The organism is Pseudomonas tehranensis (assembly GCF_014268615.1).
GTDB classification, from domain to species: Bacteria; Pseudomonadota; Gammaproteobacteria; order Pseudomonadales; family Pseudomonadaceae; genus Aquipseudomonas; species Aquipseudomonas tehranensis.
The window spans coordinates 1-3,065 of record NZ_JABWQV010000388.1; the positions used below are offsets into that span (position 1 = coordinate 1).

The following is a 3,065-nucleotide window of genomic DNA, read 5'->3' on the forward strand; positions in this document are numbered from 1 at the left end:
GGTGACCTCGATTTCCTGCCAGGTCGGCGATTCCTGGCCATCCTTAAATTGTTTGATTTTAACTTTGCGCTTGAACATAGGCCCCCACTCCGTTGAGGCCATACTCGACCACACACCGCCAGCCACAATTTTTTCGGGGGCTGCGGGTGAGTCGTCGGGATTCAGAATCTTCACCGTCGCACCGTTGAAACCTTTACCCGAGAACACGGGCCGGTAGACCGCTGTGTAGGTGATATCGGTCGGGTCTGGAAGGGTCAGGTTGACGGGGAATGTGTAGGGCAGCGAATCAATCCAGCCATTGTCACCATCGGGAAATCGCTGAATAGCCGTCAGGCTGTACGAGCCAAATGGCCAGTTTGTCGCGGTTGTGCTCCACCTGTCTCCGTGCACCGGCGCAGGGGCCGGCGCTGTGACGCTGGGGCCGCTGACGACCGTGATCTGCACGGTTGCACCGGTGTAGCCGCTGCCTTCGAACTTCACTGAAGTGTCGGTCGGGGTGGTGACGGTGACGGCGGTCAGCTTGGGGGGGCGGACTCTGAAGGCTCGAGGTGTGCTTCGATTCGATGGGGTCCCGTCTACTCGTTGGAGTGCTGCCAGCGATGTATTCCCTACGGGCGCTGTAACGGAACAGCTCCAATTAGCCCCCGTCAACGTGTTGGTTTGGCCCAACATATCGTCCTGAGTATCGCTGAATACCTGAACGATGGCACCCGAACGCCCGTTGTTGCCGGTTACGGTAAAGGTCCTGTCTTGAACAGAATTGGCTACGGGGCCGGTGATGACAGGTACGGGTAATTCAATCACAACAGAAACATCGTCTGCCCAGTCAGAATACATACCAGCCGATGTTTGTCTGGCAGTAAACTCAAATTCCCCCAACGGCAAATTGTTATGTGGCGTTGTCCTCCAGTGCCGTTGCGAGTCAACGATACACACTGGATGGGGTATTTCCTCCGCCGAATGGCTGACGTGAAGTTGCACCTCTGCGGTCGGTAACCCAGAGCCAGAAATTTCCGGCCTGCGATGCTCAATGTCCGAGCCGGAAATAGGAGACGAGATGGAGGGCTTGGGCAGTACCGTCACAGATATATTGTCGGCCCAGCCTGATAGCACGCCACGGTGTTGCTGTCTGGCTGTCAGGACTTTTAGTCCTGGGGTCAGCGGTTCACGCAAATGTGTTCGCCACGCAAAACCGGATTCCACCCAGTCCGACAATTGCCGAGCTGTGTGGCCTTCATAAACCGCAACCCAGGCTCCAGAAGTAGCGGTACCTGAAACCTCCAGATTGGGCAGCACGTCACCGTTACGGACAGGGCTCGTTATCGAAGGGCTTTGACGACTGTAAGATGCAATAAGGTAATTGTTCAGGTCCATCCGATTATTACCCTCCCAATACACAACCCGTACACGAACCAGCTCCTCGCTAGCGTTACTCCTTACGTTGAGCACATACGGAAAGCTATGCCACGCATCATCCTGACGCGCATTGTCTTCACTGACTGAAATCCAGTTATCGTCACTATCAACCCTCAAACTAAAATGACAGTTAGGAAGACCACTAGGCCTTGATAAATACTGTTTCCCTACAACGGTAAATGATGCGCCATCCGAACTCCACTCGTACTCAAACTTATACTTCGCGATAGCCACTCCACTACCAATTGGATATAAAAACACTGTGTGCTCTGTAGCCAAACTATCAGCAGAAACAACGTCCGACACCTTACGCACATCATAAGTTTTGTCGGCATTCACGCTGTTATTTCCTTCTGATATTTCTGCCGCGTCGCGTCCATCAATATCGTCGGTGTCATCGTCGTTCATGACTAGCTCCGATTAACCTCTTCAATTGGCTGGTGTTTACAAGAGGATTCAGGGGTAGTAGATGCCAGCCTCTCAGCGTAAACACCTGTCAGTTCTGACAGTGCCGACGAGTGGCGGGGCCCGGTTTAAGGAAATATCCGGGTGACTACAGCGCCTTGCGCAACGGACTACAGATCCGCCAGAATCCGCCGGCTTGTGTGGCTTGGCCTTGCCCCGTAACTTGATTCGCGTCGCTGATAACCAGCGATCGGGTTTAGTCGCCCGGCGGTTCGACATGATGTGCACAAGCGTCATCCCGTGGGGTGTTCCCTATCCCCTACTTGATGGTGGCTGTACGCAGGGCGCCCTCGGGCGCGCCGGATTTCGTGTCTCCGCCGGTCGACTAACCTGCGTCCAGCCGCCACCCTTCATTCGTTTAGTCGCGAGCCGGGTGATGGCCCCATTACGGAGACCGATCATGATCAAACCAACACCCAATCCCCCGAAAACCGATTCACAACCCGCGCACAAAACCCTCGACGCCAAAAAACTCGACAAAGCCGCCCAGAAAGCCCTGGACCACTACCTCAAGCCCGACACCCCAGAAAAACCCGCAAGACAACTGGATTACTTCATCGTCGCCCCCAATGCCGACCCCGAGGGCATGCTGGCGCACACCTATGAAACCTTCTGCTCAGTGAGCACGCTGATTCTGGATTTATCCGAAGACCTGGAAGGTGCCCCGCGCAACCTGGCCCTGGCGATTCACCAGATGGGCGAAATGGGCGTGTTGTTGCTGGAGAAATTGCTGGATAACGAAGCGAAAGTTCAGCGCTGAAAGCGCCCTGTAGGAGCTGCCGAAGGCTGCGATCCTTTGATCTTGATCTTGGGGAGTCGCAGCTGGCGGTCTTTCGCTCAAGACTCAATTGTCTGGAAAAAGATCGCAGCCTCGTTGCACTCGGCATCTCCTACAGGGGTCACGTTTTGCGCACATGTGCAGGTGCTAATTAATCAATCTTGGGTTTGCGCATAAAAATCCGCAAAAACGCTGGAAATCATCTTTCGTACGGCATCACTGCACCAAGCAATCACGGGCGCTATCGGCCGTTTTATTTTCCGCAGAAATTTCCGCAGAAATTAACGAACAAGTACCGAGCATCAAACCGATGCCGACAACGCATGGCAACTAATGAGGCCGGACTTCGAAGCGTTCGCTCTCAACCCAATCGGAAGCCGTCGCACCGTCCGCCGTGTCGGTGAGG

The 3,065-nt window shown here is 54.5% G+C and carries 1 protein-coding gene and 1 pseudogene; one reads left to right on the forward strand and one right to left on the reverse strand.

The window, feature by feature from the left end; translation table 11 throughout:
• A pseudogene (locus tag HU811_RS26200) lies at positions 1-1,824 on the reverse strand (hypothetical protein); the annotation flags it as partial.
• 457 nt (positions 1,825-2,281) lie between these two features.
• Here HU811_RS26200 and HU811_RS26205 point away from each other — a divergent pair.
• Entirely contained in the window at positions 2,282-2,641 is a 360-nt protein-coding gene (locus tag HU811_RS26205; RefSeq protein ID WP_186658966.1) for a DUF6124 family protein, read from the forward strand.
• The last annotated feature ends 424 nt before the right edge of the window (positions 2,642-3,065 follow it).